The sequence below is a fragment of the Shewanella inventionis genome, assembly GCF_014641855.1.
GTDB lineage: Bacteria > Pseudomonadota > Gammaproteobacteria > Enterobacterales > Shewanellaceae > Shewanella > Shewanella inventionis.
Genome location: NZ_BMII01000008.1, coordinates 132,643 through 138,642, shown reverse-complemented (window position 1 = coordinate 138,642; position 6,000 = coordinate 132,643). Strand labels below are relative to the sequence as shown.

5 protein-coding genes are annotated in these 6,000 nt (G+C 38.5%); 3 read left to right on the top strand and 2 right to left on the bottom strand.

What is annotated here, in order from left to right; genetic code table 11:
* Positions 1-205: 205 nt before the first annotated feature.
* Together IEW93_RS06525 and IEW93_RS06520 are read right to left on the bottom strand one after the other, a co-directional pair.
* Positions 206-622, bottom strand: coding sequence for a hypothetical protein (locus tag IEW93_RS06525; protein WP_188738169.1), 417 nt, complete (start codon positions 620-622; stop codon positions 206-208).
* A gap of 337 nt (positions 623-959) precedes the next feature.
* Complete coding sequence (locus IEW93_RS06520) at positions 960-1,484, bottom strand: hypothetical protein (protein WP_188738167.1); 525 nt, start codon at positions 1,482-1,484, stop codon at positions 960-962.
* Between the two features lie 431 nt (positions 1,485-1,915).
* Here IEW93_RS06520 and IEW93_RS06515 point away from each other — a divergent pair, with 431 nt between their 5' ends.
* The 3 genes from IEW93_RS06515 (at position 1,916) to IEW93_RS06505 (ending at position 5,964) form a co-directional block, all read left to right on the top strand.
* Positions 1,916-3,142 carry a hypothetical protein gene (locus tag IEW93_RS06515; protein WP_188738165.1) on the top strand — a complete coding sequence of 409 codons (1,227 nt, stop codon included), beginning with the start codon at positions 1,916-1,918 and terminating at the stop codon, positions 3,140-3,142.
* Positions 3,143-3,426: 284 nt separating this feature from the next.
* On the top strand, positions 3,427-4,605 hold the full coding sequence (locus tag IEW93_RS06510) for a GIY-YIG nuclease family protein (protein WP_188738163.1): 1,179 nt from the start codon (positions 3,427-3,429) through the stop codon (positions 4,603-4,605).
* A 159-nt stretch (positions 4,606-4,764) separates the two neighbouring features.
* Complete coding sequence (locus IEW93_RS06505) at positions 4,765-5,964, top strand: hypothetical protein (protein ID WP_188738161.1); 1,200 nt, start codon at positions 4,765-4,767, stop codon at positions 5,962-5,964.
* The last annotated feature ends 36 nt before the right edge of the window (positions 5,965-6,000 follow it).

The window sequence follows — 6,000 nt, the reverse complement described above, 5'->3', positions numbered from 1 at the left end:
TGAGCCCCATATTAAAAAATTCTCAACTTATTGCTTCATATCGATGAGAATTACACAAATCAGGCTACAGGCTTTGTTCAGAAAGGTTTTTCATAACATTTTAGGGTGTAAAACGTGTAACGGTGAACAACGATGCCATCACCATGGAATTTAGCATGCATAACGCGCTTTAATGCTGTTTGTTATCCCCACTTCAATTGCACGATTACGAATATCGTGCAATTGAAGTTGTAGTAGGATTAACTTTATCAACATCAAAAGGTTTGATAATGCTTAACAAACCATAGTTAAGGAAAAACCAATGGGAAGGGCTTTCTGTAACAATAAAGTGGCATTGATGCTCTTTATCTGAATATTTAACCAAGACAACGACATACTTCCCCATACCCTCGACATCCGTTTCAGACAATATAGTCACATCGATATTTAACTTGCAGTTGTTTTTTAATTCTACCTGCTCATGGCTCGCTGCCCACTTTGTTTGATATACAACGCATCGAGCGGCTTCAGATAATGTAATTGTTCGCCCAGAAATATAAGCGTTGTACTTATGTACTGAGTATTTAAGTGCATAGTTACCCTTGTTAATTTGTTCGCTCTCATGGGCACACAAAGGAGTCATAATTTTTTCCTGTCTAAAGTGTGAAACCAGTTAATTAAACCCTCATTTTTCTTCTAACCGGTGTTTAGCCGAGCATGTTGGTTACAATTATCTTAATCGTATAGATTACATATTCCAAGATGCATATGAGTCATGGCATTATACTAATGAGAATTACACTCATGTTAGCGCCACGTATGTCACGGAAGAATACGGCGAGATAATGTCAGAAACTATTGTGATTGAAGTTAATTGATCCACATATTCTCAAGTTGGAACTGTTGTTGCGTGAGCTAATAACATTAAAATTGGCTCACGCAGCCCACAGGAAATCACCAGCATAAACGAATAATTGAAGTTAGTTATTGAATTCTTTTAAATCCAAACGGTTTTTGGGTGTGAATGAGCGAGCACGTTCCATTTTTTTTTCGTAATCGATTTTCATTTTTTCATAACGCGACTTAAATGATTTATAAGAAAGTTTACTTATTCTCTGAGTATCCTCAAGTACGAGGCCATTATAAGAATCGACTTCTTCAGCGTATTCACGATGATAAACACTCACTTTTAACGGGGGAGCGGTAACCAGCATACGTTTAATTGTCGGTAGCAATAAAGCTTCGTCACCCACAGTGCGAGTTGTTTTACGGCCTGTTCCTTTTGACGGGCTTAAAGCGGCGATGTTCCCGTTGGAGTCTAATAATCTTTGTCTCCAACGGCAAATGGTTCGCCAGTTCACAGAGTTGTCCAGCTTTAATCCTGCAGGCATATTTCTCAACAACGGTGTAATGTTTTTATCAGTCCACCCTTTGTGAATATGCTTATCTAAATAGTCGAGTATGCGATAGCGGCGCAATGCAATAGCAAAATCAACAGAATCCAACAGTCGCCTCCGTATCTAAATCTATAAACAAAAACCGAAGCTTTCTTTGCAAAAAAATCAATGGTGGCGCTAAAGGCATGTGTCATTTATGTGAACCAAACGGAATTTAGAAGTTTTGCTAAATCCCCTGTTCAGCATTGAATTTTCTGGATGATTAATTTATTCAAAAACAACACAATTATCAAACTTATCAGCTTTAAATATTTTTTGAAATCTCGCCCGAGTCTAAACTTTTGTAATCGTATAATAGTTCGCATGCATTATAAAAATAATTAAAACAATCTGTTAGCCGGTACGTTGATCGTTTGTAACCAAAATAAAACAATATTGGGTTATTATCAAGTTACTAGTCACAATAGCTAATGAGTAGAAATTTTTCACTTCAATCTATAATATACTTAACATGGTCTTGAAAAGTATACGGTGACGAAATGAAAAACAGAAATTACGAACATACTATTGCTAAGTGTGTCGATTTGGTTGAAAAGCAATTCACAAATATAGCACAATTATTGCCTCAAATTAAATTGGCTATTGAAAGTATTGCAACAGCGAACCTCGATAACATCTACCCGGACCGAGATTTCAATAGCAACAGCAAGTTTCATAAAATTAATGCATATCAACAGCAACACCAAATCTCTAAGTTATTAAGTGCTACGGCGTTTAGGGATTGTAATCTGCAGAACCACATGACCTATGGTGAGTTTTTTAAGATAACTACTCGGTATTTTGCCATTAAAGACATTGATATTAACAACGCTTCATTACAGTTACATTCGACTGCAAACAAAAGTGAAGATATCAGTTCATTCAAGATCCAATTCGATTGGCAAGGCGGGGTGGTTGAATTTGCCTCTGAATTAGAAATTAATAATGGATTTTTAAACCTAGATGATTCATTCGCATCTGTGGGGTTTGCAAACGATCAAATGAAGGTTTTTGAAATGTTGGAGCCTTCTTCACCTAATGAACGTTTAAAAATTACCGGGATTGAAAGAGAGTTTATTAACGGATTTGGTTTCGATCAGCGCATAGAGTCGAACATTGTTGCAAATTTTCACAGCATGAACGATTTGGATAAAATTGAAAGCATTCAAACTAAAGACGCCATGGCAATGCTCGTTACTAACTATCTTGAACTAGCGATGGAAGGAGACGTCACAAGTTACGAACCAGTGAGGCGTATAATCGCTGAATATTTAGCCTACAACCCTCATGAACGACCAAAGGTTATTGATGAAGCCTTTTATAAAAAAATCCACAAATTGAGTGTTGATAGCTGGATCGATTACTTAACAAAACTAAATAACACGATTGACACACTTTTCAGTGATGAGACACTTGAATTCGTTCTACCCAATACTAACACCGCCAAAGTAAAAGCTTTTGTTTTGAGGCAAGCGTTAACATGCAATGACTGTCTTAATGACCCAATTGCACTTTATGCGCTCAAAGCAAGTTGTGACACTGATGCATTGTTTACTCAGAACGGTGTTATCGACGAACAGCTTAAGGTACACAAACATGCCATTGAAGATATTACAGAAAGCTTTGCTTTATCGAGTAATATCGACGAACTGATAACCACACACCAAATAACAACAGACCATCAATCAAATAAAGCCGGTGATATGTTGTTGGTAAATTCATTATAGAAGGGCCTGACTGTAGGAACGCAACGTGTTATGTATATTTAAGAGAGTCTTTAAGAGAGTCAGATATCCTAAGTTTTGAGGGACGATTCGCGCTATTGGAGTCGTTAACGTTATCTTTAATATTTGCAAGAAAAACATTCGATGCTTGGTATGACGCAATGAATTCAAGGTACTCGAAAATTTGTAAAGGTATTGCAGATCCTGAAAACGCTTTATGTTGTGGCACACTTATTTGAACCCGCGTAAACTACAATCATAGTTGGTTCAAAAAAGTATGGTGTTATATGTCAGTATATTTAAGCCTTGGCAAAGATACACAAGGCAACTTTCATCACATCAACTCGCAGAAGTCAGGTAAGGGTGATTTGTCCTGCCCTTTTTGCCTCTGCAAGTTAATTGCTGTGAAAGGCCAAACTAAGGCAGCCCACTTTCGCCACGATGGAGAAACCTGCAACGAGTCTTTGAATGAAATCCCGCAAATCCCTGCATGGCATCACTTTCACCTCAACTATCCATTAGAGGTCATTCAGGCCTTAAAAGAAGGCTATCAAGCGGATAGCAAGTCGCCAAACGTATTTCAGCACTGGAAGTCAGGTCTGCATCGGTTTCCGCGTGCAGCAAAAGCAGAATTATTTAATCGGAACGACTACACAGATAATCTCATATTTACCGATATCGCGAGAACTATCCTTGGCACCTTACCGCTGATGAGATTTAGCCAGTGGATGCGCAACAACTTGCAAATGCGCGTCCACACCTTGCGAGAAGAAATAGTTCAAGGCACAAGGCATCGAGCGTGGCTTGATATTGAGGCACACCGTCAGCAGGCTATTCTCAATGCTTCACTCTATCTGTTTGAGTATCAACTAGCGGATAATGCCGTGATTCATAAAGTTGGGAGAACAACGAGAACGCCAGAACAACGTTTGAAAGAAACAGAACTCGATCTAGAAAAGGCGACAGGCAAAGCCGTAATAAAAAGCACTGTTTTGCGTAACGTTGCGAATTGTGGCCACATTGAAAAGTATGCTTTATATAAATATAGCAATCTGTTAGCTAATATTGGTTCTCACACGGAATACCTGGTACTAGATGCCAAATCATTGAAGCGATTGAAAGCAGAATTTACCACACTAACTAACAACGCTGACCCATTCAACAAAGCGGAGCGATTCATTGTTACAGGCCGTTGGAAGTATGAAGAAAAACGATTAGCAGCCTCTAAACGTGGCATCGAACTAACCCAGCGCGAAAGCGCTAAGTTTGGCCGACCTAAAGGTTCAACCATCAGCACTGACGATTTTCTAATGAAGCACTCTGATATTGTCACCTGCTTAGAACGTGGGCGCTCTATCAATCAAACCGCAGAATTTACAGGTAAAGGACGTTCAACCGTCAAGCGAGTAAAAGCAGCCATGAACAAATGCGGAAAAAATGAATATGACTGTAATAATCCACGTTAACTCGATTAAGGATTGGCAATAGGCAATCTAAAATATACTTTTCATGTACCTGCTTTGTTGTTAATGAGGGTTTTATTTGATAGCCTTAAATAAACGAGGCTTTAACAATCAAAATTATTGATGGTGTGAGCATCAAAACTACTCATCACAGGCGAGTTTATGAGAAAAAAGTCCGATTTCTACCCACTTGTTGCAGAAGCCGCCCTAAAGTCGATTGAAGATGATCATCAAAAATATGAAGAGTGGAGAACAGCAGTTATACGAGCAATTTCCGAGCTCAGAAGTAGTAAGTTAGCCGATTATCCGTCCCATATCACGACCGTGTTTCGTCAATTTACAGATAGTGTAAATATTGTTGAGCGAGCCCCTGTTTTTGGTGTTGATTTGAATATTGACACCTTAACTAATAGTTTTAATGATGAATCGATTTCTGAGATGGCTTCCATATTCGGTGAAGATTATGACCTAAAAAAAGTTTACCAAAACTGGTTCTTCCTGGAGAAAAAATTAGCTCATTGCGACCTTCAATCTTTTAGAAGCGTACAAAACCCTGATGGATGTTTTAAGTTGACATTAACAGACGAAGCAAAAGACCTGAACGTGATTATCTTTATTGATGAACACGGTAAAGTTGACTCAAATAACTTTGTTGAATCAAATCACATGGGGTGCTGGATAATAAGCGATCTGAATATTACCCCGCCTGCAGGCATACCGCTAACATCGCATTCAAAGTCGGTGGACCCGCTCAATACAGGAAAATTAAAAAAAATACTCAAGGAAAAAGAGTTTTTTGACGAATACAGCGCCGAAATCAAACTGTTTATAGCGACATTATGTAGAAAGGTACTGGAAGGCGTTAAAGTGGATTTGACTGACTTTAGCGAGCTTATTTCAAACATCCCAGCGTCACTTATTTGCGAAGGTGCTGAAATATACAATAACAACATAACAGATGTACCTGATGACACTGAAGCATGGGCTGAATCATTACGGCACCTTCACCGACTAATCATCAAAGCCGATAAGTCATGTAACTACGAGAACATTATAGATGACATGATTTCCGGCGTAATTGCGACCAGTAAAAATGACGATGATAAGGCTAAAATCTTAATATCGCTGGCTGCTATAAAAGACGATGGTAGCCGCTTTGGGTTATACCTGGAAAATGAAGCATCTAAATTCTTGATGCTATCTCAAGCTTGGAAGCCTGCAATTGAGTTATACAATGAAGAACAGGCCTGCTTGTCACTTAGCGCTGCAATAGACGAAATAATATCCATAGGCACCTATACCGCAGAAAATGTAAAACAAACGGATTTAATAGTCGATGTGAAACAAAATAACAGCCTTTGATATTTGCCCACATAAGCACAAAAAGACTATTTAGCA